Source organism: Streptomyces sp. SID14515 (assembly GCF_010548505.1).
Lineage (GTDB): Bacteria > Actinomycetota > Actinomycetes > Streptomycetales > Streptomycetaceae > Streptomyces > Streptomyces caviscabies.
The window spans coordinates 1-23174 of sequence record NZ_JAAGMH010000079.1 but is presented as its reverse complement, the minus strand read 5'-3'; the positions used below and the strand labels follow the sequence as shown (position 1 = coordinate 23174).

At 71.3% G+C, this 23174-nt stretch carries 26 protein-coding genes and 1 pseudogene; 19 read left to right on the top strand and 8 right to left on the bottom strand.

What is annotated here, in order from left to right; genetic code table 11:
- Positions 1 to 82: 82 nt before the first annotated feature.
- The 6 genes from G3I54_RS15995 (at position 83) to G3I54_RS15970 (ending at position 6048) form a co-directional block, all read left to right on the top strand.
- Positions 83 to 1528 carry an SLC13 family permease gene (locus G3I54_RS15995; RefSeq protein WP_164615290.1) on the top strand — a complete coding sequence of 482 codons (1446 nt, stop codon included), beginning with the start codon at positions 83 to 85 and terminating at the stop codon, positions 1526 to 1528.
- Entirely contained in the window at positions 1525 to 2754 is a 1230-nt protein-coding gene (locus tag G3I54_RS15990) for a glycerate kinase (RefSeq protein WP_164615288.1), read from the top strand. Before G3I54_RS15995 ends, G3I54_RS15990 begins: the two co-directional genes overlap by 4 nt.
- Before the next feature lie 164 nt (positions 2755 to 2918).
- A complete protein-coding gene (locus G3I54_RS15985) occupies positions 2919 to 3482 on the top strand; it encodes a hypothetical protein (RefSeq protein WP_164615286.1) in 564 nt (187 codons plus the stop codon).
- A 131-nt stretch (positions 3483 to 3613) separates the two neighbouring features.
- Positions 3614 to 4291, top strand: coding sequence for an ATP-binding cassette domain-containing protein (locus tag G3I54_RS15980; RefSeq protein WP_164615284.1), 678 nt, complete (start codon positions 3614 to 3616; stop codon positions 4289 to 4291).
- Positions 4230 to 5183: a hypothetical protein gene (locus G3I54_RS15975; protein WP_164615282.1), complete on the top strand. Its 954-nt coding sequence runs from the start codon at positions 4230 to 4232 to the stop codon at positions 5181 to 5183. Before G3I54_RS15980 ends, G3I54_RS15975 begins: the two co-directional genes overlap by 62 nt.
- 52 nt (positions 5184 to 5235) lie before the next feature.
- Positions 5236 to 6048 carry a serine hydrolase domain-containing protein gene (locus tag G3I54_RS15970; RefSeq protein ID WP_164615280.1) on the top strand — a complete coding sequence of 271 codons (813 nt, stop codon included), beginning with the start codon at positions 5236 to 5238 and terminating at the stop codon, positions 6046 to 6048.
- Here G3I54_RS15970 and G3I54_RS15965 read toward each other — a convergent pair.
- A complete protein-coding gene (locus G3I54_RS15965; protein WP_164615278.1) occupies positions 6017 to 6490 on the bottom strand; it encodes an ATP-binding protein in 474 nt (157 codons plus the stop codon). The genes G3I54_RS15970 and G3I54_RS15965 overlap by 32 nt on opposite strands.
- A gap of 83 nt (positions 6491 to 6573) precedes the next feature.
- Here G3I54_RS15965 and G3I54_RS15960 point away from each other — a divergent pair, with 83 nt between their 5' ends.
- From G3I54_RS15960 to G3I54_RS15940, 5 genes are all read left to right on the top strand, one after another.
- The gene (locus G3I54_RS15960; RefSeq protein WP_164615277.1) at positions 6574 to 7398 is read left to right on the top strand and encodes a helix-turn-helix transcriptional regulator; all 825 of its coding nucleotides are present in this window, start codon (positions 6574 to 6576) and stop codon (positions 7396 to 7398) included.
- Positions 7382 to 7723, top strand: a complete 342-nt coding sequence (locus tag G3I54_RS15955; RefSeq protein ID WP_164615274.1) for a DUF397 domain-containing protein — start codon at positions 7382 to 7384, stop codon at positions 7721 to 7723. The genes G3I54_RS15960 and G3I54_RS15955 overlap by 17 nt, the downstream gene beginning before the upstream one ends.
- 101 nt (positions 7724 to 7824) lie before the next feature.
- Entirely contained in the window at positions 7825 to 9249 is a 1425-nt protein-coding gene (locus G3I54_RS15950; RefSeq protein ID WP_164615272.1) for an MFS transporter, read from the top strand.
- A 111-nt stretch (positions 9250 to 9360) separates the two neighbouring features.
- Positions 9361 to 9768 carry a hypothetical protein gene (locus tag G3I54_RS15945; protein ID WP_164615270.1) on the top strand — a complete coding sequence of 136 codons (408 nt, stop codon included), beginning with the start codon at positions 9361 to 9363 and terminating at the stop codon, positions 9766 to 9768.
- A 25-nt stretch (positions 9769 to 9793) separates the two neighbouring features.
- The gene (locus tag G3I54_RS15940) at positions 9794 to 10507 is read left to right on the top strand and encodes a DinB family protein (protein ID WP_164615268.1); all 714 of its coding nucleotides are present in this window, start codon (positions 9794 to 9796) and stop codon (positions 10505 to 10507) included.
- A 15-nt stretch (positions 10508 to 10522) separates the two neighbouring features.
- Here G3I54_RS15940 and G3I54_RS15935 read toward each other — a convergent pair whose 3' ends face one another.
- Complete coding sequence (locus G3I54_RS15935; protein WP_164615266.1) at positions 10523 to 11182, bottom strand: pirin family protein; 660 nt, start codon at positions 11180 to 11182, stop codon at positions 10523 to 10525.
- A 165-nt stretch (positions 11183 to 11347) separates the two neighbouring features.
- Between G3I54_RS15935 and G3I54_RS15930 the strand changes: the two genes are divergently transcribed.
- The 5 genes from G3I54_RS15930 to fabF all read left to right on the top strand — a co-directional run bounded on the left by G3I54_RS15930 (position 11348) and on the right by fabF (position 16246).
- The gene (locus G3I54_RS15930; RefSeq protein WP_164615264.1) at positions 11348 to 12547 is read left to right on the top strand and encodes a helix-turn-helix domain-containing protein; all 1200 of its coding nucleotides are present in this window, start codon (positions 11348 to 11350) and stop codon (positions 12545 to 12547) included.
- An 89-nt stretch (positions 12548 to 12636) separates the two neighbouring features.
- Positions 12637 to 13554: an ACP S-malonyltransferase gene (locus G3I54_RS15925; protein WP_164615262.1), complete on the top strand. Its 918-nt coding sequence runs from the start codon at positions 12637 to 12639 to the stop codon at positions 13552 to 13554.
- Positions 13555 to 13563: 9 nt separating this feature from the next.
- Complete coding sequence (locus G3I54_RS15920; RefSeq protein WP_164615260.1) at positions 13564 to 14595, top strand: ketoacyl-ACP synthase III; 1032 nt, start codon at positions 13564 to 13566, stop codon at positions 14593 to 14595.
- Between the two features lie 63 nt (positions 14596 to 14658).
- A complete protein-coding gene (locus G3I54_RS15915) occupies positions 14659 to 14907 on the top strand; it encodes an acyl carrier protein (protein WP_014045780.1) in 249 nt (82 codons plus the stop codon).
- 76 nt (positions 14908 to 14983) lie between these two features.
- On the top strand, positions 14984 to 16246 hold the full coding sequence (fabF, locus tag G3I54_RS15910) for a beta-ketoacyl-ACP synthase II (RefSeq protein ID WP_164615258.1): 1263 nt from the start codon (positions 14984 to 14986) through the stop codon (positions 16244 to 16246).
- A 107-nt stretch (positions 16247 to 16353) separates the two neighbouring features.
- Here the strand turns inward: fabF and G3I54_RS15905 are convergent, their stop codons facing one another.
- Positions 16354 to 16848: a DUF3145 domain-containing protein gene (locus G3I54_RS15905; protein ID WP_030585920.1), complete on the bottom strand. Its 495-nt coding sequence runs from the start codon at positions 16846 to 16848 to the stop codon at positions 16354 to 16356.
- A 400-nt stretch (positions 16849 to 17248) separates the two neighbouring features.
- Between G3I54_RS15905 and G3I54_RS15900 the strand changes: the two genes are divergently transcribed.
- Together G3I54_RS15900 and G3I54_RS15895 are read left to right on the top strand one after the other, a co-directional pair.
- Entirely contained in the window at positions 17249 to 18151 is a 903-nt protein-coding gene (locus tag G3I54_RS15900; RefSeq protein ID WP_203686418.1) for an SGNH/GDSL hydrolase family protein, read from the top strand.
- Positions 18152 to 18162: 11 nt separating this feature from the next.
- Complete coding sequence (locus G3I54_RS15895) at positions 18163 to 19170, top strand: aldose epimerase family protein (RefSeq protein WP_164615254.1); 1008 nt, start codon at positions 18163 to 18165, stop codon at positions 19168 to 19170.
- A gap of 25 nt (positions 19171 to 19195) precedes the next feature.
- On the opposite strand, the gene G3I54_RS15890 is transcribed toward G3I54_RS15895, so the two are convergent.
- The 4 genes from G3I54_RS15890 to G3I54_RS15875 form a co-directional block, all read right to left on the bottom strand.
- A complete protein-coding gene (locus G3I54_RS15890) occupies positions 19196 to 19804 on the bottom strand; it encodes a LysE family transporter (protein ID WP_030078135.1) in 609 nt (202 codons plus the stop codon).
- Positions 19801 to 20616, bottom strand: coding sequence for an EI24 domain-containing protein (locus tag G3I54_RS15885; protein ID WP_164615252.1), 816 nt, complete (start codon positions 20614 to 20616; stop codon positions 19801 to 19803). The genes G3I54_RS15890 and G3I54_RS15885 overlap by 4 nt, the downstream gene beginning before the upstream one ends.
- Positions 20617 to 20698: 82 nt before the next feature.
- The gene (locus tag G3I54_RS15880) at positions 20699 to 21127 is read right to left on the bottom strand and encodes an organic hydroperoxide resistance protein (RefSeq protein ID WP_006124225.1); all 429 of its coding nucleotides are present in this window, start codon (positions 21125 to 21127) and stop codon (positions 20699 to 20701) included.
- A 100-nt stretch (positions 21128 to 21227) separates the two neighbouring features.
- Positions 21228 to 22247 (bottom strand): NADP-dependent oxidoreductase, encoded by a 1020-nt coding sequence (locus G3I54_RS15875; RefSeq protein ID WP_164615250.1) that lies wholly within the window; start codon positions 22245 to 22247, stop codon positions 21228 to 21230.
- A 137-nt stretch (positions 22248 to 22384) separates the two neighbouring features.
- Between G3I54_RS15875 and G3I54_RS15870 the strand changes: the two genes are divergently transcribed.
- The gene (locus tag G3I54_RS15870; RefSeq protein ID WP_164615247.1) at positions 22385 to 22816 is read left to right on the top strand and encodes a MarR family transcriptional regulator; all 432 of its coding nucleotides are present in this window, start codon (positions 22385 to 22387) and stop codon (positions 22814 to 22816) included.
- Between the two features lie 16 nt (positions 22817 to 22832).
- On the opposite strand, the pseudogene G3I54_RS15865 reads toward G3I54_RS15870, so the two are convergent.
- Positions 22833 to 23174 (bottom strand): annotated as a pseudogene (locus G3I54_RS15865) (hypothetical protein); the annotation flags it as partial.

Sequence of the window (23174 nt, the reverse complement as noted above, 5' to 3'; positions counted from 1 at the left end):
TGCGGGGAGGGCCACGGCCGGATGAAAGGTCCTTCACAGGCCGCTCATCGACCGCTCACCCCGCCTTCAGAGGCTGTACAGCGTGCCTCTCCCTCTCCGGCAGACCGTCGGCCTCTGCGCCGTCCTCGGACTCTGCGCCCTCCTCGCCGTCCCCGGCGCCGCCCCCGGCCTCAGCGCCGACGGGCGGCTCTCCCTCGCCGTCTTCGCCCTGGCCACCGCCGCCTGGATCGCCACTCCGGTGGACGACGCCTACATCGCGCTCGGCGCGGGCCTGGCGCTGACCGTGACGGGGGTGATCAGCAGCGAGACCCTGTTCGCCACCCTGGGTGACGAGACGGTGTGGCTGCTGATCTGCGCCTTCGTCCTCGCGGCCGCCGTGACCCGGACCGGTCTGGCCGGGCGGGCCGCCGTCTTCCTGGTCGGCGGGGCCAGGACCGTACGTCAGTTGACGCACCTGACCACGGCCGGTCTGGTCATCACCGCGTTCGCCGTTCCGGCCACTTCGGGCCGGGCGGCGCTCGCCCTCCCGGTGTTCCTGGCGCTGGCCGCCGCGCTCCGTGAGCGGGCCCGCCTGGTCGTCATGCTGGCGCTGCTCTTCCCGACCGTCATCCTGCTCTCCGCCGTCGCGACGCTCATCGGGGCGGGCGCGCACCTGATCACCGTCGGGGTGCTGTGGGAGCAGACCGGGGAGCAGCTGAGCTTTGGGCAATGGCTGGTCGTCGGGCTGCCGTTGGCGGTCGTCTCCTCCCATCTCGCCGCCGAACTGGTGCTGTTGACGACGACCCGGCGCTCCGACCGCAAGGGCGCGGTCACGATCACGGCGGCGCAGATCCAGGAGCACTCCGAGACGGCCGTCGAAGGCCCGTTCACCCCGGCGGAGTCCCGGTGTCTGCTGCTGCTGGCGACGGTCGTCCTGCTGTGGTGCAGCGAGCCGTTGCACGGGGTGTCGCCCGCCGTGGTCGCGCTGATCGGCGCGCTGGTGGCGACCTCGCCCGCGCTGGGCACGGTCCGCTTCAAGGACGGCCTGCGGACGGTCCCCTGGCCGCTGCTGCTGTTCATGGCGGCCACCATGGCGATGGGCGTCGCCCTCTCCGACTCGGGCGCGGCGGACTGGCTGGTGGGCTGGATACCGCTCGGGGCGTCCACGCCCCCGTGGCTCTTCCTGACCGGCGTGGTCGTCGTCAGCACGGCCGCCCATCTGGCGCTCCAGTCGCGCTCGGCCCGGTCCTCCGTGCTGGTCCCGCTGGTGGTCGCGGCGGCGGTCGGGGCCGGGGTCAACCCGGTCACGGCGGCGCTGGCGTCCACGGCCGCCGCCGGTTTCTGCCACACGCTGCCGTCCTCGGCCAAGCCGGTCGCCCTCTTCGCGGACGTGCCCGGCACCCCGACCTACACGCCGCGCGACCTGCTGCGGCTGTCCGCCTTCCTCGCGCCGCTCACGGCGGCCCTCGTGCTCGCCTTCGCGCTCGTCGTCTGGCCGCTGCTCGGCGTACCCGTCCCTCTCGATCCGAACGAAAGGCCCCAGCCATGACCCACCGCATCGCCATCGCCCCCAGCGGTTTCAAGGAGTCCCTGTCCGCCGCCCGGGTGGCGGAGGCCATCGCCGTCGGCGTACGGCGGGTGGTTCCCGACGCCGATCTCGACCTGATCCCGCTGGTCGACGGCGGCGAGGGCACGGCGGAGGCGCTGGCCCTGGCGGGCGGCGGCCGGCTGGTCGCGTGCACCGCGACGGGCCCGGTGGGCGACCCGGTCCCCTCGCACTTCGCGCTGCTGGGCGGCGACGACCCGAGGTCCGGGGCAACTCCCGCCCCGCTGACCGCCGTTGTCGAGATGGCGGCCATCGCCGGGCTCGCCCTGGTGCCGCCGGACCTCCGCCACCCGGGCGCGACCACCACGTACGGCGTCGGCGAGCTGATCCGGGCGGCCCTGGACGCGGGGGCCCGGCGCATCCTGATCGGCTGCGGCGACTCCGGCACGTCGGACGGGGGCGCGGGTGCGCTCCAGGCGCTCGGGGCCCGCCTCACCGACCGGCACGGCCGTGAACTCCGGCGCGGCGGCGGGGTGTTGCACGAGCTGGAGCACATCGACCCGTCCGGCCTCGACCCCAGGCTGGCCGACGCCGACCTGCTCGTGGCCTGCAACCCGTACAACGTGCTGTGCGGAAAGCGCGGTGTGGCCCGGGTGTTCGGACCGCAGAAGGGCGCGACCCCGGCGGAGGTGGAGCTGCTCTCGGCCGGCCTGGAACGGCTGGCCGCCGTCCTCACCCGCGACCTGGCCCCGGCCTTCGCCCCGGCGGCCGGCGTCCCGGCCGTCGATCTGCGCACGGCTCCCGGCACGGGCGCCTCCGGCGGTCTCGGGGCCGGGCTGGCGGCCGTGGGCGCCCGCCTCCTCCCCCGTTACGACGTCCTGCTCGACGGCCTCGACCTCGACGCCCGCCTGGCCCGCGCCGACTTCGTGATCACGGCGGAGGGCGCGCTCGACCACCAGACCGTACGCGGGAAGATCCCGGCGGAGGTGGCGCGCCGGGCGCAGGCGGCAGGGGTGCCGGTCCTGGTGCTGGCCGGGACGATCGGGCCGGGCGCGCAGGACGTACGGGCGGTGGGCGTGGACGCGTACAGCGCGATCCTGCCCGCGCCGATGACGCTGGTGGAGGCGATCGGCCGGAGCGGCGAATTCCTGGCCGACGCCACGGAGCGCGCGATGCGCATCATGGCGCTCGGCACCCGGCTGGCGCCACTGGACCCGCTGGCCGCGTGAGAGCGGTAAAGGGCACGGGCGACGGAATTCGACGCCTTCCGGTTCCATCGGTTTTCCGTGATCATCTGCACCGATTTACCCCGGAAAACCTGAGATAGCATCAGTCTTCGACCGGCCCGGCCCGATTGATCGCGGCCGGGTTCTGAAGACCCGAGGGGGAATACATGCGGAGCCGTTTCATCACTGTCGCCGCGTCCTGCGGCATCGCTCTGGCGATAGCCGCTCCTGCCGCAACCGCCTTTGCCGACACCGCCGGTGAGCCGATCGCGGTCAGCGAGGACGGAGTGGCGGTATCGGCGGATCAGCTCAGCCCGGAACAGCTCGCGGCATTCACCGACGAGCCCATCGCGGAAGCCGCCGATGTTTCCGGCGAGGAGGCCGAGGCCGGAGTCATGGCCCGGGCCGCCGCCAAAACGAAGTACCGGAAAGCCCAGTACAAGCGCGGAAGTTCCCTGATGTGGACCCGCGACACCGTGTACTTCGGCTACAACGGCAAGAAGGTCACCTCGTCGAAGGGGTGGCAGGAGAGCGGCCACATCTTCCCGAACATCGCGAAGAACAAGGGCATCAAGCGCTACCACAACACCGCCGCCACCCATAAGTGGCGCGCCAAGGACACGATCGGCGCCGGTGTGCCCACCCCGTGGGGTGATGTGAAGGCCTATTCGCAGGACTACACGCACTACTTCTCCGGCAGCAAGTCCGGTGCCTGGAGCTGGAAGGGTTAGCAGCTCGGCTCACCGACGTACCGAGGTACGGACGTAGCGAAGTACGGACCGTACCGACGTGACAGGCGCGGGTGGCCGGGGTGCATGCGTGCGAACCGGCCGCCCGCCGCGCGGGAATCGAGACTTCAACGATGATCACCATCACCTCGCTGACCAAGGCGTACGGCGACCAGACGGTCCTGGACGACGCTTCCGCGGTATTCCCGAAGGGCAGAGTGAGTTACCTCCTCGGCCCCAACGGTTCGGGAAAGACCACGCTGTTCAAATGCCTGCTGGGCCTGGAGAGGCACGGCGGGACCGTGGAGTTCTCCGGCCGCCCGCTGGCGGATGTGCGCGAGCACGTCTTCCCCGTGTTCGACGACTGCCCCCTCTACCCCCACCTCTCCGGCTTCGAGAACCTCCGTCAGCTGACGGGACACGCGGTGACCTGGGACGACGTCAGGGCTGTCGCGGACGGAGCGCTGGACCGGGCGAGCCTGCGCAAGCCCGCCCGCGCCCTCTCCTACGGGCAGCGGAAAAAGCTGTACACCATCGGCCTGTTGATCGCCCGCCCCGCCTACGTCGTGCTCGACGAGCTGGCGAACGGCCTCGACTACGACAGTCTGCAATGGCTGCGAAGCTCCATCGAGCGGCTCAAGGAGAACGGCGTCGTGGTCGCCTCCGGCCACCAATTCGACTTCTACGACAAAGTGGCGGACGACGTTTTCGCCCTATCCGAGCAAAGGCTGAGCAGGCTTGACTTCAACCATGACGACGGAGACAGCCTCGAAGCGGTCTATCTGCGCCATCGGGCGAACGCTCCGCGGTGACCTCCGCTACCAGTGGGTCTCCCGCCACTTCCTCTACGCCGCGACCTGTTTCGCGGCGGTCATGTCGGCCTTCGCCCTCGGTGCGTACGCGAGCGCACGCGCCGCGGTCGACAGTCTGCACCGGGAGTGGCGGTTTCTGCACGAGGACGGCGGCTACACCTTTCAGCGGGCCATCGGAAAAGGCGCGGACGCGACCGACGCACCCTTGAAGGAGACCTGGGAAGCGGCCGGACAGGCCGTCGCCGGTCTCCATCCGGTACAGGGCGCGGTGAATCTTCTCCAGGTGCTCTGCTTCGTCATCGGGCCGATCGTCTTCTTCACCTACGGGGCCGTCGCGGCCACCCGTGACGCGCATTACAAGACGTTGAAGTTCCGGGTGGTACGGGAAGGGCGCCGGCCGCTCTTCGTGGCCCGGGCGGCTTCCTTGGTGACGGCGGTGACCGCTCTGACCGTGACCGCTCTTCTCTTCGCCCTCGCCACCACCACCGCGGTGCACCTGACGGTTTCCGACCGCGTCGACACCCGTCTTCTGCGCGTTCCCCCGGACATGTCTTTCACGGACGCGCTTCCCACGCTCGCCATGACGGTCACTACCGGCGTCTTCTTCGCCCTGCTGGGAATGTGCACCGCTGTTCTCTTCCGGCGTCCTCTGTACGTCCTGCCGGTTTTCGTCGCCGGGTTCTTCCTCGTGCCGATCCTGAGCCGGTTCGACCCCCGTAACCTGCTGATGGCCCTCGCCTACCCGCACATGGAGTTCATCGGCGGATTCGTGCCCCCGGCGCCGAGGCCGGTGCACGAATTCCTCGCCGCTTTTCTCCTTCTTCTCGGCGTCGCCGGAATGCTGGCCGTCACGTACGCGGTGCAGTCACGCCGCTCGGCGTACACGACGTGAACGGCAAGGTGACCCCGAAAGCCGCCGAAGCCGACCGGTTAGGCTCGGACGCATGGAGAGCCTGCGCATCATCGACACCTGGCCGGTCACGACGGCGGCGGCCGCCGTCGTCCGGGCGGACGGCACGGTCCTCGGCACGCACGGGCCGGCCGACCACCGCTTCCCCCTCGCCTCGGTCACCAAGCCGCTCGCGGCCTACGCGGCGCTGGTGGCGTACGAGGAAGGGGCCGTGGAGCTGGACGAGCCGGCCGGGCCCGAGGGCTCCACGGTGCGCCACCTCCTCGCCCACACCAGCGGCCTCGCCTTCGACGAGCACCGGGTGACGGCCCCGCCCGGCAACCGCCGCCTGTACTCCAACGCGGGCTTCGAGGTGCTCGGCGACCACATCGCGAAGGCGTCCGGCATCCCGTTCGCGGAGTATCTGCGCCAGGCCGTCCTGGAACCGCTGTCCATGACCTCCACGACCCTCGACGGCTCCCCCGCCCGCGACGGCGTCTCCACCGTGGCCGACCTGGTCCGCTTCGCCGCCGAGGTCCAGGCCCCCCGCCTCCTCGACCCGCGTACGGTCCTTGAGGCCCAGAGCGTCGTGCATCCGGGCCTCAAGGGCGTCCTGCCGGGCTACGGCCACCAGAGCCCGAACGACTGGGGCCTCGGCTTCGAGATCCGCGACTCCAAGTCCCCGCACTGGACGGGCAACTCGTCCTCCCCGGCCACCTTCGGGCACTTCGGCCAGTCGGGCACGTTCCTGTGGATCGACCCGGTCGCGGGCGTCGCCTGCGTCGCGCTGACCGACCGCGCCTTCGGCCCGTGGGCCGCGGAGGCCTGGACCCCGTTCACGGACGCGGTTCTAGCCGAACTGTCCTGAAGCGGCTGCCGCCCTTCTCCGGCGGCGTCAGGCACTCGAACCAGACGGTCTTCCCGCCGCCGTCCCAGCGCTTGATGATGCCCCAGTTGTCGGTGACGGCGTTGACGAGGACGAGCCCGCGGCCCCCGTCGTCCAGCGGGTCGCCCGTGATGGCGAGGGGCATGACGGGGCTGCTGTCCGCGACCTCGACGCGGACGCCCTCGCCGCGCGGCAGCCGGAAGATGAAGGTCTGGCCGCGCCGGTCGGGCACGTGCCGCACGACGTTGGCGATCAGCTCGGTGAGCGCCAGTTCCGCCGCGTCGGCGAGGAACATCAGTTCCCAGCCCTTGAGGTAGAGCCGCAGCACGCGGCGCAGATGCCGGGCGGAGTGCTCGCCGAGGGCGAAGTCGGCGCGGTATACGGGCTCCCCGGGATCCCTCCGGGGGATAACTACGTGATTCATGTCACCAGACTGCGATGGTCTGGCTACGCTCGGCTACGTACCGAAACGAACGCCGCGAGGCGTTGCACCCGGAGGTCCGCGCCATGGCCAACGTCCAGAAGCTCGATCCCGACGCTTCGCCGCTCGCCTACTACGGCTCGGAGTTACGCCGTCATCGTGAAGCCCAGGGCCTGACGCAGCCGCAGTTGGGCTCCATCATCTTCTGCACGGGCTCGCTGATCGGCCAGGTCGAGACGACGAAGAAGGTCCCCACCCGTGACTTCTCGGAGCGCGTTGACGCGGCTCTGGGCACGGACGGGACGTTCTCGCGGCTGGTGGGCCTGGTGCTGCGGAGCCAACTGCCCGCTTGGTTCCAGCCGTACGCGGACATGGAGGCGAAGGCCGCGTACATCTCCACGTACCAAGCACAGGTGGTCTACGGGCTGTTGCAGACGGAGGATTACGCGCGGGCCGTCCTGACCACCGGTATGCCGGACGACCTGGAGGGTCTGCTCGCCGCCCGGATGGAGCGCCAGCGCATCCTGGCGCGGGCGAAGCCGCCGCTGGCGTGGGCGATCCTGGACGAGGCCGTGCTGTACCGGCCGATCGGCGGCCACGAGGTGATGCGGGCCCAACTCCAGAAGCTGTTGGACTACGCGGCGCACCGCTGGATGCGGATTCAGGTGCTGCCGTTCGAGGCAGGCGAACACGCGAGCCTGGACGGCTCGTTCAACCTCCTGCGCTTCGACGACGACCCGGACATCATCTACACCGAGGACCGCATCTCCGGCCATATGACGGCCAACCCTGAAACCATCAGGGAGGCCTCGCTCCGATACGCTCACCTCCAGGCCACCGCACTCTCCGTCGAGGAATCGGTGGCGCGGATCAGCCGCGTGATGGAGGAGCGTTATGGAGCACGGCCCTGACCTGACGAACGCGGACTGGCGCAAGTCCAGCTACAGCGGCAGCACCGGTGGCGACTGCGTCGAGTGCGCCGTGACCGGCGGTGCGGCCTGGCGGACCTCCTCCTACAGCGGCAACACCGGCGGCGAGTGCGTCGAGTGCACCGTGACCGGCGGCGCTGCCTGGCGGACCTCCTCCTACAGCGGCAACACCGGCGGCGACTGCGTCGAGGTCGCCGCCACCCCCTCCTGCGGCTCCGTCCCCGTCCGCGACAGCAAGAACCCCACCGGCCCCGCCATCGTCCTCGGGGCCCACGCCTGGCAGGCGTTCGTGGACGGGCTGCGCTAAATCCGGTTGCCCGCGCTTCGGGCCTGACATAGCTTCTCGCCTGGCCCCGGGGTGGTCCAGACCAAGCCTCGGGGTGGCGAGCTACGTCAACGGGGCATCGATTGACTGCGGAACAGGCCGTCCAACCCTCACCGAACGACACCGACGAGGCCCTGCCGGGCATCTTCTCCCGGCAGCACGCGGCGGCCACGCTGACCTTCGCCACGGTGATGTTCCTGACCGGTTTCGCCGCGCTGGCCGTGGTGCCCACGCTGCCCACGGCGGCCGAGGATCTGGACGGCGTGCCGCTGTTCCCCCTGGTGGCGGGCAGCTTCGTGGCCGCCAGTCTGCTCGGCGGCGTGCTGGGCGGGCACTGGGCGGACCGTTCCGGCGCCCGGCGGCCGTTGGCCCTCGGCATGGTCCTCTCCGTGGTGACGCTGCTGGTGTCGGCGTCCAGCGTGTCCATCTGGCAGTTGGTGGTCGGCCGCTTCGTCGACGGGCTGGCGGCCGGGATGGTGGCGGTGTCCGTGACGACCGCCATCGGGCAGTCGTATCCGGAGTATCTGCGGCCCAGGATGCTCGCGATGATGAGCGCGAGCTGGATCATCCCGTCGCTGGTCGGGCCGCCGATCGCCGGAGTGGTCGCCGAGGCGTGGTCCTGGCGGGTGGTCTTCTACGGCCTCGCCGCGCTGACGGCGCTGCCCGCGGTCGCCCTGGTGGCGGTGTTGCGGCGGGCTCCCGCGAACGACGGGGTCCAGGCCAGTGACCTCCCGCCCGCCGAGGAACGCGCGTCCCGGCCGCCGCTGGTGATCGCGGCGCTGCTGAGTCTGGGCGCGGCGCTCGGCCAGTACGGGGTGTCCGGGTGGGACGCGCGTCATCTGCTGTTCGTCGCCGCCGGAGTCGCGCTGCTGGTGGTCTTCGCGCCCCGGCTGTTGCCGGCCGGCACCTGGCGCAGTGCTCGCGGGCTGCCCACCGCGGTGCTGTTGCGCGGGCTGACGTCGGGCACGTACTTCACCGTCGAGGCGCTGGTTCCGCTGATGCTGATCACCGAGCGGCGGGTGGCCGCGGTGACGGTCGGCGTCGCGTTCACCGCCTCCGCCGTGCTGTGGGCGGTCGCGTCATGGGTGCAGGGGAAGCTGCTCCAGGACGTCGCCCGGCATCGGCTCGTCACGGTCGGCGCGCTGGTCATGGCGGCGTCCGTGGGCTTCGCCGTGGTGGGCAGCTTCTCCGGGGTGTCGCCGCTGCTCGCGATGGCGGCCATGCCGCTGGCGGCGATCGGGATGGGCATGCTCGATCCCTGTGTCACGGTGCTCTCGCTCTCGCACAGCGCGCCGGACCGGCTGGGCCACACCACCAGTGCCATGCAGACCAACATGAACCTCGGGCAGGTCGTCGTCCTGGCGTTCGCCACCGCCGTGCTCAACGCCGGTCTGGCGGCCGGGGCGAGCCGCCTCGGCGGTTACGCGATCGCCTTCTCGCTCCTGCTCGTACCGACGCTGCTGGTCGCCGTCCTGGCCGTCCGCGCGCGGAAGGACGCAAACCCGTAGGGCAGAGAACCGTTGGACGGAAATCCGTAGGACGGAGACCCGTTGGACCGGGACCCGTTGGACCGAAACCGGAAAGACCCGCACATGTGTGCGCTGCTAGATTCGGCCGCCATGCGATCACGAGAGTACGACCTCGAATTCCGGGAACGGGCCGCCCGCACACGTGACTGGGGGGTCGGGCTGCTGTTCCTGGGGGCGTTGCTGTGGGGCTGGTGCGCCGTTCTGCTGCTGACCGACTTCGAGGTCGAGACGCGCGTCGGCAGCACGAAGGAGTGCGAGGCGCGGCTGTTCACGGAGGGCGGCACCGCCAACGAGGGTGTGTGGGCCCAGGATTACTGCGCGGACGAACGCGACTGGCCCGAGGCGCTGGCCGTGCTGGGGCTCTCCATACCCGTATCGCTCGTGGGAACCGCGCTGGCGACGACCGGTCATGTGAGCCGGCGGCTCAGCGGGCACTCCCAGGCGATGCGCGAACTGGACAGGCTGGCGGACGAGCGCGAGAAGCGCTCCGAGAGCTGAACGCATCACGACGAGGGAGACGGACATGAGCGGCCAGGGTCCGCGGACCGACCGGCTGGGCATTCTGATCGAGCAGTTCGACCAGGCGCGGGAGATGGCCGAGGTCCGGCTGCGGGGGCTCGGTGACGAGGAGTATCTGTGGGAGCCCGCGCCCGGCAGCTGGTCGATCCGTCGGCGCGAGGAGGCGGCGACGCCCCGGGCGTACGGTCCCGGCGCCTGGGTGCTCGACAAGGGGGCGCCGGAGATTCCGGCGAACGAGTACGCGGAGGTCGCGCGGCAGGCGGCGGACGGCATGTCCGTCGCGAAGATCGCCGAGGACTGGAGCGTGAGCGTCGAACGGGTCGAGGAGGTCCTGGCGTTCACCGGTGAGCCGGAGCCCGACGTCGTGCCGATCACCACCATCGCGTGGCGGCTGGGCCATCTGCACTCCGACTTCGCGGGCCGCTGGGAGTGGACCTTCGGCGAGCGGCGGCAGGATCCGCATCAGCTGGTCGACTTCACGCCGTCCGCCTCGCTCGCGCTGGAGCGGTTCTGGGCGACGCTCGACCTCCACCGCGCGAGCATGGCCACGCTCACCGAGGAGCAGCTCGACACGGTCGGCCTCTCGCAGTATCCGTACGGCTCCGACCCCGACGACGCGTACATCGGCGTGCTGGTCAACGCCAATCTGGAGCTCATCCACCACATGGCCGAGATCGCGCTGCTCCGCGACCTGTGGCGGGCGCTCCGGGCCGGGTAGTACAGGCCGCCGCCCTCAGCTCGCCAGCTCCCACACCAGCAGCTCCGCCGGGCCCGCCACCGCGACCGCCTCCAGGCCCTCCGCGCCGGTGATCCGGGCGGCGTCGCCGGGGCCCAGCTCCTCGCCGTCCAGGGCGACCCGGCCCCGCACCACATGGACGTACGCGCGCACCGCGTCCGGGACCGCCGTGCGCTCGCCCCCGGTCAGACGGCGGACATGGAGCATCGCGCCCGCGCCGGGCAGGGCGTACGGGGTGGAGTCGGCGATGCCGGGCACCACCGTGTAGGCGGGTTCGCCGCCGGGCTCCAGCGGCGCCAGCCACATCTGGAGGAAGGTCAACGGGTCCGTGCCGTCGTTGCGTTCGACGTGCCGGACCCCGGAGGCGGCGCTCAGGTGGGCCACGTCTCCGGCGCGGACGACGGTGGAGTGGCCGGCCGAGTCGCGGTGGGTCAGCTCGCCCTCGACGACCCAGGTGACGATCTCCGTATGGCTGTGCGGATGCTCCTCGAAGCCCGCGCCCGGGGCGAGGCGCTCCTCGTTGCAGGCCAGGATCGGGCCGAAGCGGAGGTTGTCCGGGTCGTAGAAGGGGCCGAAGGAGAGGGCGTGCCGGGTGTCGATCCCGGCGGCCTCGTCCCCGCCCCGGTAGCGGTCGTCGGACCGGTGCACGGAAATCACCCGGCCACGGTAGCCCGGGGGCCGCCCGTGCGGCTCCGGGCGGCGGGAGTTCCCGTACGGCTCCGGCGGCGGGGCGGTTGCGCCGGGTGCCCGGCTACCCGCCGGTACGGGGCACCGTCGCCCCGGCCCACCGAACCACCGGCCCGATAAGGCAGTCTTGTCCTCGTGCCCCGACCCGATCCTGAGCAGCCCCCCGCCCACGACGCCCACCTGCACGCCGCGACCCTGAAACGGCTGGAGCAGTCCTCCGGCCGACTGGCCGCAAACGCGATTGCCCGCATGGACGAATCGCTGCCGTGGTACCGGGCGATGCCCCCGGAGAACCGGTCCTGGATCGGCCTGGTCGCCCAGGCCGGTATCGCCGCGTTCACCGAGTGGTTCCGGCATCCCGAGACGCCGCAGGCCATCTCGACCGATGTGTTCGGCACCGCGCCGCGCGAACTGACCCGGGCCATCACCCTGCGGCAGACCGTGGAGATGGTGCGCACCACGATCGAGGTCATGGAGACCGCGATCGAGGAGGTGGCCGCCCCCGGCGACGAGTCGGTGCTGCGCGAGGCGCTCCTCGTCTACGCGCGCGAGATCGCCTTCGCCACCGCCCAGGTCTACGCCCAGGCCGCCGAGGCCCGGGGCGCGTGGGACGCCCGGCTGGAGTCGCTGGTGGTGAACGCGGTGCTCTCCGGCGAGGCCGATGAGGGAGCCGTGTCCCGGGCCGCCGCGCTCGGCTGGAGTTCGCCCGAGCATGTGTGCGTCATCCTCGGCACCGCGCCCGACGGGGACAGCGAGCTGACGGTGGAGGCGATCCGGCGCGCCGCCCGGCACGCCAAGCTCCAGGTCCTCACGGGGGTTCTCGGCAACCGGCTCGTCGTCATCGCGGGCGGCAGCGACAATCCGCTCCAGGTCGCGAAGGGCCTGATCGGGCCGTACGCCGCCGGGCCCGTCGTCGCCGGACCCGTCGTGCCGGACCTGCTGGCCGCGACCCGGTCCGCGCAGGCCGCGGCCGCCGGGCTGAAGGCGTGCCTGGCGTGGCAGGACGCCCCGCGCCCGGTCCTGGCGGACGATCTCCTCCCGGAGCGCGCGATGGCCGGAGACCCGGCCGCGCGGGACCAGTTGGTGGAGGAGATCTACAGACCGCTGGAGGAGGCCGGTTCGGCTCTTCTGGAAACGCTGAGTGTCTATCTGGAGCAGGCGAGCAGTCTCGAAGGCGCCGCCCGAATGCTCTTCGTGCACCCCAACACCGTGCGCTACCGGCTGCGACGTGTGACCGACGTCACCGGATGGTCACCCTCCGATGTGCGCTCCGCGTTCACACTGCGGATCGCCCTGATCCTGGGGCGCTTGGCGGCTGCGGATCCTCAGTCCTAGACTTTTGTTGGACTTCAACAATTCCCCCGACGGTTCTTCGTCCCTGTCCCCACGGGCGTGCGGAGCCGTCCACAAGAGAGAGTGTGAGGGTGCTCGTACTCGTCGCTCCCGGCCAAGGCGCTCAGACGCCCGGCTTCCTGACTCCCTGGCTCGACCTCCCCGGTGCCGCCGACCGCATCGCGGCCTGGTCCGACGCCATCGGGCTCGACCTTGCCCACTACGGCACGAAGGCCGACGCGGACGAGATCCGCGACACGGCCGTCGCCCAGCCGCTCCTGGTCGCCGCCGGACTGCTCTCGGCGACCGCGCTGGACGCCGCGTCGCCCGACGTCGTCGCGGGCCACAGCGTCGGTGAGATCACCGCCGCCACGCTCGCCGGCGTCATCGACGACGAGGCCGCGCTGCGCTTCGTCCGTACCCGGGGCCTCGGCATGGCCGAGGCCGCCGCGGTCACCGAGACCGGCATGGCGGCCCTGCTCGGCGGCGACCCCGCCGTAACGGTCCCGCACCTGGAGAAGCTCGGGCTGACGCCGGCCAACGTCAACGGCGGCGGCCAGATCGTCGCCGCGGGCACCGCCGCCCAGCTCGCCGCCCTGGAGGCCGACAAGCCCGAGGGCGTGCGCCGGGTCGTCGCGCTGAAGGTGGCCGGCGCGTTCCACACGCACCACATGGCTCCGGCCGTGGAGAAGCTGCGCGCGGCGGTCGGCGACCTCACGGTCTCCGACCCGACCGTGCGTTACGTTTCCAACGCCGACGGCCACACCGTGGCCACCGGCACCGAGGTCATCGCCCGGCTGGTCGGGCAGGTCGCCAACCCGGTCCGCTGGGACCTGTGCATGGAGACCTTCCAGTCGCTGGGCGTCACCGCACTCGTCGAGCTGAGCCCCGGCGGCACGCTGACCGGACTCGCCAAGCGAGGGCTGCCCGGCGTGAAGACGCTCGCGCTCAAGACCCCCGACGACCTCGACGCGGCCCGCGCGCTCATGTCCGAGCACGCAGGCGTCTAAGGAGCGAGCATGTCGAAGATCAAGCCCAGCAAGGGCGCCCCGTACGCACGGATCCTCGGCGTCGGCGGCTACCGCCCGACCCGGGTCGTGCCGAACGAGGTGATCCTCGAAACGATCGACTCGTCCGACGAGTGGATCCGCTCCCGCTCCGGCATCGTCACCCGCCACTGGGCCTCCGAGGAGGAGACCGTGGCGATGATGTCGATCGAGGCGTCCGGCAAGGCCATCGCGGACGCGGGCATCGACCCCGAGCAGATCGGCGCGGTCGTCGTCTCGACCGTCTCGCACTTCAAGCAGACCCCGGCCGTCGCCACCGAGATCGCGCACAAGATCGGTGCGGGCAAGCCCGCCGCGTTCGACATCTCGGCCGGCTGCGCGGGCTTCGGTTACGGCCTCACGCTCGCCAAGGGCATGGTCGTCGAGGGCTCGGCGGAGTACGTCCTCGTGATCGGCGTGGAGCGGCTCAGCGACCTGACCGACCTGGAGGACCGTGCGACGGCCTTCCTGTTCGGTGACGGCGCGGGCGCGGTCGTCGTCGGCCCCTCCCAGGAACCGGCCATCGGCCCGACCGTGTGGGGCTCCGAGGGCGACAAGTCCGAGACCATCAAGCAGACGGTGGCCTGGAACGACCTGCACGTCGGCGACGTCTCCAAGCTGCCGCTCGACTCCAAGGGCGAGATCAAGTTCCCGGCCATCACGCAGGAGGGCCAGGCGGTCTTCCGCTGGGCCGTCTTCGAGATGGCGAAGGTCGCCCAGCAGGCGCTGGACGCGGCCGGGATCGCCCCGGAAGACCTGGACGTCTTCATTCCGCACCAGGCCAACATGCGGATCATCGATTCGATGGTGAAGACCCTGAAGCTGCCGGAGCACGTCACGGTCGCCCGTGACATCGAGTCCACCGGCAACACGTCCGCCGCCTCGATCCCGCTCGCGATGGAGCGGCTCCTGGCGACCGGTCAGGCGAAGAGCGGCGACACCGCGCTCGTCATCGGCTTCGGGGCGGGTCTCGTCTACGCCGCGACGGTCGTTACCCTCCCCTAGGCACACCGGACCTTTTGGTCCGTACGCACGAACACTGAAGAAACCCACCGAAGGAGCGCCAAGATGGCCGCCACGCAGGAAGAGATCGTCACCGGTCTCGCCGAGATCGTCAACGAGATCGCCGGTATCCCGGTCGAGGACGTCCAGCTGGACAAGTCCTTCACCGACGACCTGGACGTCGACTCGCTGTCCATGGTCGAGGTCGTCGTCGCCGCCGAGGAGCGCTTCGACGTCAAGATCCCCGACGAGGACGTCAAGAACCTCAAGACGGTCGGCGACGCCGCCGACTACATCCTGAAGCACCAGGGCTGATCCCAGCCCGGCTGTGTCGCCACCCGGCGGTGGCGCCGCTGATTCACGACCCTCTACACGTGGAGAAGATTTTCCAGTGAACTCGACCAATCGCACCGTGGTCGTCACCGGTATCGGCGCAACCACTCCGCTGGGTGGCGACTCCGCATCGACCTGGGAAGGTCTGATGGCCGGCCGGTCCGGCGTCAAGCCTCTCGAAGGCGAGCGCTTCGCCGAACTGCCCGTCCGGATCGCCGCCCTCGCGGCCGTCGACCCGGGCGACGTCCTTCCCCGCCCGCTGGCCCGCAAGCTGGACCGCTCGGCGCAGTTCGCGCTGATCGCGGCCCGCGAGGCCTGGGCCGACGCGGGCTACACCGCCAAGGCCGGCGAGGACGAGTCCATCGCCCCCGAGCGCCTCGGCTCGGTCATCGCCTCCGGCATCGGCGGCGTGACCACCCTGCTCGACCAGTACGACGTGCTGAAGGAGAAGGGCGTACGCCGCGTCTCCCCGCACACCGTGCCCATGCTCATGCCCAACGGCCCGGCGGCCAACGTCGGCCTGGAGGTCAACGCCCAGGCCGGCGTCCACACGCCCGTCTCCGCCTGCGCCTCGGGCGCGGAGGCGATCGGGTACGCCGTCGAGATGATCCGTACCGGCCGTGCCGACGTGGTCGTCGCCGGTGGCACCGAGGCGGCGATCCACCCGCTGCCGATCGCCGCGTTCGCCAACATGATGGCGATGTCCAAGAACAACGACGAGCCCGAGAAGGCCTCGCGCCCGTACGACACCGGCCGGGACGGCTTCGTCCTCGGCGAGGGTGCGGGCGTCGTCGTCCTGGAGTCCGCCGAGCACGCCGCCGCGCGCGGCGCCCGGGTCTACTGCGAGGTGCTGGGCCAGGGCCTGTCGGCCGACGCCCACCACATCGCGCAGCCCGAGCCGACCGGTCGGGGCATCGCCGCCGCGATGCAGAACCTGCTGGACTCCAGCGACCTCAAGCCGTCCGAGGTGGTCCACCTCAACGCGCACGCCACGTCGACGCCGCAGGGTGACCTCGCGGAGATCAAGGCGCTGCGCAAGGTGCTGGGCGACGACCTCGACCATGTCGCGATCTCCGCGACGAAGTCGATGACGGGTCATCTGCTGGGTGGTGCGGGCGGTATCGAGACGGTCGCCACCGTGCTCGCGCTGCACCACCGGATCGCTCCGCCGACCATCAACATCGACGACCTCGACGAGGCGATCGACTCGGACATCGTGCGGGGTGAGCCGCGGGTGCTGCCCGAGGGGCCGATCGCGGCGATCAACAACTCGTTCGGGTTCGGTGGGCACAACGTGGTGCTGGCGTTCCGGTCCGTCTGAAGCCTTATGCGGTGAAGCCCGCTTCCCGGTCGTCCGGGAGGCGGGCTTCCGCATGTCCAAGCCCCTCCGGCGATTGAGGAGCGGGGTCCGGGGCAGAGCCCCGGCAGTCAGACCACCTGGTGCAGCCAGCGGACCGGCGCGCCCTCGCCCGCGTGGCGGAAGGACTCCAACTCGTCGTCCCACGGCTTGCCGAGGAGGGAGGCGATCTCCGTCTCCAGGTCGCTCTCGCCCCGCACCGAGCGGGCCAGCGCGGCCCGCAGCCGGTCCTCGGGGATCAGGATGTCTCCGTGCATGCCGGTGACGGCGTGGAAGATGCCGAGGCCCGGGGTGGAGCTGTAGCGCTCGCCCTCGGCGGTGGGGCACGGCTCGGCGGTCACCTCGAAGCGCAGCAGGTCCCAGCCGCGCAGGGCGGAGGCGAGTTGCGAGGCGGTGCCGGCGCGGCCCTTCCAGGAGAACTCGGACCGCCAGGTGCCGGGCGCGGCCGGCTGTCTGATCCAGTCCAGCTGGACCCGCACACCGAGGACGCCCGCCACTGCCCACTCGACATGTGGGCACAGCGCGCGCGGTGCGGAGTGAACGTACAGGACTCCACGTGTCGTCACCGGAACCTCCCGTGTGGGACGAGGTACGCCTTCCCCAGCGGCCTCGCGCCCGTACCGCCTCTTTTCGGCCGGATCCCGAGGTTGTCATCAGTAAACAGCATCGGGAGTTAATCTCCTGAAAAGGGACAGTATGTGACGTGACGTAATGTACCGGAGCCGCCCGTGTGTACGCGGGCGGGCGGGACGCCACTGGTTCGACGGGGAAAAGCTACCGTGCGCAGGGGCCGTCCGTGTGACGTACCGTCGGTCTCAGGCCTCTGATTCGCCGGCTTTCACCCGGCAGGGCGCGCACCGCCCCGACCTGGGGATCATGTGCTTGCCGGGGGCATGTCCAGAGGCATAAGCCAGGGGTTGACCGGAGGGGATCCGACCGATGCCGGAGCGTGTGACACGCCCACGAATGCGTAACGCCGTCGCCGCGCTGAGCGCGCTCTCGTTCGTCGGTGTCGCCGCGCTGGCCGGATGCGGCGGTGGCGGTACGGACGGCGGCGTGTCGCGGAACGCTCCGGCCGCCCCGCGCAGCGCCTCGCCGTCGCCCTCCCCCACCCCGGACTGGAACCCGCGGCCCCGGTCGGTCGCGGCGGTCGGCGACTCGATCACCCGGGGCTTCGACGCGTGCTCGGTGCTGGCCGACTGCCCCGAGGTGTCGTGGGCGACCGGCACGGACGACGCGGTGCGCAGTCTCGCGGTCCGGCTGCTCGGTCCGTCGAAGGCGGCGGACCGCAGCTGGAACCACGCGGTGTCGGGGTCGCGGATGGTGCAGTTGCCCGAGCAGATGAAGCTGGCGGCGAAGGAGCGGCCGGAGCTGGTGACGGTGATGACGGGCGCGAACGACGCGTGCCGGGACTCGGTGCGGCTGATGACGCCGGTGGCGGACTTCCGGGCGGCCTTCGAGGCCTCGATGCGGCAGCTGCGGGCCGGGGCGCCGAAGGCGCAGGTGTACGTCTCCAGCGTGCCGGACCTCAAGCGGCTCTGGTCGACGGGGCGGGTCAACGAGTTGGGCAAGAAGATCTGGGGCCTCGGGATCTGTCAGTCAATGCTCGCCGACGCGGACGACCTCGGACCAGCCGCCGTGGCCCGGCGGGACGCGGTGCGGGAGCGGGTGGTGGCGTACAACGAGGTGCTGCGGGAGGTGTGCGCGAAGGACCGGCACTGCCGGTACGACGGCGGGGCGGTGTTCGACTTCCGCTTCACCGGGGCGCAGCTCAGCTCGTGGGACTGGTTCCATCCGAGCCGCGACGGCCAGGCCCGGCTTGCGGAGATCGCCTACCGCAACATCACGGCCCCGGAGCCGCCCGCGTAGGGTCGGTGACCATGACGACCAGCGCGGACACGGCCACGTACACGGAAGACTTCGGTGTTCTCGCGGACGGGTCGCCCGTCCGCCGGTGGACGCTGGAGCGGGACGGGGTCCGGGTGCGGATCCTGACGTACGGCGCGATCGTGCAGTCGGTGGAGACGCCCGGGCGGGACGGGTCGCGGGCCCCGGTGGCGCTCGGGCTGCCGGAGGTCGCGGGCTACGAGGAGTTCCCGAACCCGTACTTCGGCGCGGTGGTCGGGCGGTACGCGAACCGGATCGGGGGCGCGTCGTTCGTCCTGGACGGGCGGTCGCACCGCCTGACGGCCAATGAGGACGGCAACCATCTGCACGGTGGGGCCAGGGGCTTCGACAAGCGGGTGTGGAACGCGGAGGCCGTGCCGGACGGGGTGCGGATGTCCCTGGTCTCGGCGGACGGCGAGGAGGGGTATCCGGGTCGGCTCGGCCTCTCGGTGACGTACACCCTGGGGCCCGGCGGGGCGCTGCGGCTCGGCTACCGGGCGGTGACCGACGCGCCGACCGTGCTGAACCCGACCAGCCATCTGTACTGGAACCTGGCGGGCGCGGACAGCGGGAGCGCGCTGGGGCAGCAGTTGCGGATCGCGGCGGGGCGCATCACCCCGGTGGACGCGGCGTCGGTGCCGACCGGTGCGTTCGCGCCGGTGGCCGGGACCCGGTTCGACTTCCGGGAGATGCGGGCGGTGGGCTCGGGGTACGACCAGAACTTCGTGCTGGACGAGCGGGCCGAGGGGGCGGACGGGGTCGCCGCCGAGCTGTACGACGCGGCGTCCGGGCGGGTGTTGACCGTGCGGACGAGCGAGCCGGGGCTCCAGCTGTACACCGCCGACCACTTCGACGGTCGGCCGTTCGAGCCGTGCGCCGGGATCGCGCTGGAGACCCAGCACTTCCCGGACTCGCCGAACCGGCCGGAGTTCCCGTCCACGGTGCTCCGGCCGGGCGAGGAGTTCGTCTCGCGCACCGAGTACGCGTTCTCGGTGCGCTGAGACCTCTCCTCCGCGGGCGGTCCGCTCAGCGGGCCAGGCCCAGGGTGACGCCGAGGCCGACCAGGACCGAGCCGATCGACCGGTTCAGCGCCTTCTGGCGGCGCAGCATCGCGCCGCGCAGCCGGGAGTGCGAGAAGAACAGCGCGACCAGGGCGAACCAGCCGAGGTGGGCGGCGGCCATGAAGAGTCCGTAGCCCGCCTGCTGCCAGAGCGCCGTGCCGGGTCCGACGACCTGGGTGAAGGTCGCGACGACGAACAGGGTCGTCTTCGGGTTGAGGGCGTTGGTCAGGAACCCGCTGCGCAGCGCCCCGAACGGGGAGAGCCCCGGCCGGTCCGTCAGATCGACGTCGAGGTCGGCGCGGGCCAGGAAGGTGCGCACCCCGATGTAGATCAGATAGGCGGCGCCCGCCAGTTTGACCGCGGTGAACAGGGCGGTGGACGAGGCGATGAGCAGTCCAACGCCGAGCATCGTGTACGTGACGTGGACCAGGACGCCCGCCGCGACGCCGGTGGCCGCGAGGACGCCGGTGGTGCGCCCGTAGAGATAGCTGTTGCGGACGACCATCGCGAAGTCGGCGCCCGGGGAGACGACCGCGAGGACGGTGATGGCGGCGACCGCCAGCAGCTCGGTCACGCCGACCACGCCCGGGGGGCCGGTGCGTCGCCGCTGTCGGCGGTGCCGGGCCCGGGGTCCGGGTCCGTCGCCGCGTCCGGGTCCACCAGGTCGCGGGCGAGGAGCGTGGCCCCGGCGACGGCTCCCGGCATCAGGAACACCGCGACGAACGGGACCAGGAAGGCCAGGGTCAGCGGGACGCCGAAGCCGAGCGCCAGCATCCGGCGGCCCCGCAGCAGGACCAGCCGGTCCTTGAGGACCATGCCCCGGCGCTGGAGGGCGACGGCGGTCAGCTCCTCGGCCAGGAAGTAGCCGGAGACGCAGAAGCCGATCGCGGGGACCACGGTCTGCCCGACGACCGGGATGAATCCGCAGGCGAAGAGGATGATCCCGTACAGGGCGACGCGCAGCAGGATGCGTACGGAGTCGCGGGCGGAGATCCACAGGTCCTGCCAGAGCGGCAGTCCGGACTCGGGGACCTCGCCGCCCTCGCTGCGGTCGACCTCTTCGGAGAGCGACTCGTAGAAGGGCTGGCCGACCAGGAGGGTGACGGCGGTGAAGGTGATGACCGCGAGGAACAGGCCGAAGACGAAGACGAGCGCGGTCAGCCCGGTGCGCAGGAGGCCCTGCCAGGGCGAGGACCAGTCGTCGGCGAACGGGGTCGCCCAGCCGACGAAGTCGTCGGCCCCGTAACCGAGTCCGATCAGCGCTCCGGCGTAGACGACGAGGGTGACGAGTCCGGGCAGCAGCCCGAAGCCGAACCATCGTCCGTGGTGGGCAACCCAGCGCTGCCCCTTCATCAAGTAACCGAAACCCGCCCCGAGATCACTCATGGGCGTCAGCGTACTGGCGTGCGGAAAGCCGCGAGGACCGCACCCCGGGACGGGGCGCGGTCCTCGCGCGGAGCCTTGGCGGTCAGGCGACCGAGAGCTCGACCTTGATGTTGCCGCGGGTGGCGTTCGAGTACGGGCAGACCTGGTGGGCCTTCTCGATGAGCGCCTGCGCGGTGGCGGCGTCGACGTTCGGGATGGAGGCGCTGATCGCGACCTCCAGGCCGAAGCCGCCGGCCTCGGTCTTGCCGATGGAGACCGAGGCGGTCACCGTCGAGCCGGAGATGTCGGCCTTCTCCTGGCGGGCGACGACGCCCAGCGCGCCCTGGAAGCAGGCGCTGTAGCCGGCCGCGAAGAGCTGCTCGGGGTTGGTGCCCGCGCCGCTGCCGCCCATGGCCTTCGGCGGGTTGACGACGACGTCGAGCTGACCGTCGTCGGAGGAGACCCGGCCGTCGCGGCCGTTCTCGGCGGTGGCGACGGCGGTGTAGGCGACGTCGATCTTCTGGATGGTCATGGTGTGACGATTCCTCCGGTTGGTGCGCCGCGACTCGCGCCCACGATCGCGACGGCCTGTGGATGAGCCTAACGCCTGGCCGGTGGGGGCAGGAGGTGGGTCAGACCAGGGAGACGATCATCTTGCCGGTGTTCTCGCCGCGCAGCAGGCCGACGAACGCGTCGTAGCCCTGCTCGATGCCCTCGACCGTCGTCTCCTGGTACTTCAGCTCGCCCGAGGCCAGCCAGCCGGCGACCTCCTGGACGAACTGCGACTGGAGGTCGGCGTGGTCGCTCACGAGCACGCCCTGGAGGCGCAGCCGCTTGCCGATGATCATCGCCATGTTGTTCGGGCCGGGGGTCGGCTCGGTGGCGTTGTACTGGGCGATCATGCCGCAGATGGTGGCGCGGCCGTGCACGTTGAGCGAGGAGATCGCGGCTTCGAGGTGCTCGCCGCCGACGTTGTCGAAGTAGACGTCGATGCCGTCGGGGGCGGCTTCCTTGAGCTGGTCGCGGACCGGCCCGTTCTTGTAGTTGAACGCGGCGTCGAAGCCGTACTCCTCGACGAGGAGCTTGACCTTCTCGTCGGAGCCGGCGGAGCCGATGACCCGGGAGGCGCCCTTGAGCTTCGCCATCTGGCCGACCTGGCTGCCGACGGCCCCGGCCGCGCCGGAGACGAAGACCGCGTCGCCCTCCTTGAAGGAGGCGACCTCGAACAGGCCCGCGTAGGCGGTGAGTCCGGGCATGCCGAGCACGCCGAGGTAGGCGGAGAGCGGGGCGATGTCGGGGTCGACCTTGACCGCGTGCTTGGCGGGCAGGTCGGCGATCTCGCGCCAGCCGAGGCCGTGCAGGACGTGGTCGCCGACGGCGAAGCCCTCGGCGTTCGAGGCGATGACCTCGCCGACCGCGCCGCCGTCCATGGGGTGGTCGAGCTTGAAGGGCGGGGTGTAGGACTTCACGTCGTTCATCCGGCCGCGCATGTACGGGTCGACCGAGAAGTGCTTGTTGCGGACGAGGATGCGGCCTTCGGCCGGAGCGGCGACCGCGGCCTCACGCAGCGCGAAGTCCTCGGCCTTGGGCCAGCCGTGCGGGCGGGCGACCAGGTGCCATTCACGGCTGGACGTGGGAAGTGCTGCAGACATGGGCTCGGGTTCTCCTCAATGTCCTACGGGGGTGAGCCTCCGCGCCGTACTGGCTACCGCGCGAAAAGCTTCATGACATGAAACAACCATGCTCCTGAATATTTCATGATGTCAAGTAAATCGGTACGCTGTCGTCCATGGCCACTCGTACAGACACCCTGACCCTTGAGGTCGTCGAGCTCATCGGCACCGTCGTGGCGCGCTACCACGAGGAGTACGACCGGGCCGCCGCCGAGCACTCCCTCACGGGCGCGCAGGCACGGGTGCTCGGGCTGCTCTCGCTGGAGCCCCTGCCGATGCGCAAGATCGCGCTCCGGCTGAAGTGCGAGCCGTCGAACGTGACCGGGATCATCGACCGGCTGGAGACCCGGGAGCTGGTCGAGCGAAGGCCCGATCCGGCCGATCGGCGGGTGAAGCTGGCCGCCGCGACGGAGAAGGGCCGGCGTACGGCCCGCGAGCTGCGGGACGCGCTGGACTTCGCCCGGGAGCCGCTGGCCGGGCTCTCCGACGCCGAGCGCACGGTGCTGCGGGATCTGCTGCGCCGGATGCTGGGCGAGGAGACCGCCTAGAGCCTGGATCGGCCCCTTATGTGCACCACCAGAGGAAGCGGGTGCAGGTCGGGGACGGCGTCGGGGTGGGCGTCGGCTCGGCCGGGGGCGGCGGGGGCGCGGGCGCGGTCGTCGGCTCCTCCGGGTCGCCCGGTCCCGGCGGGTCGGCGGGCGGGCTGTCGGGCACCTCGGACGGGTCCGTGTCGTCGGGGTCCGGTGAGGCGGTGGGCTCGTCCGTGGTGGAGGCCTCGGGGCTCGGCGACTCCGAAGGGCTCCCGCCGCGGGTGCCGGCCGGCGAGGCGTCCGTGCCGGGGCCCGTAGTCGCCCCGGCCCGGGAGCCGACCGGGCCGGGATCGCGGGGCGCGTCGGCGGACGGCTC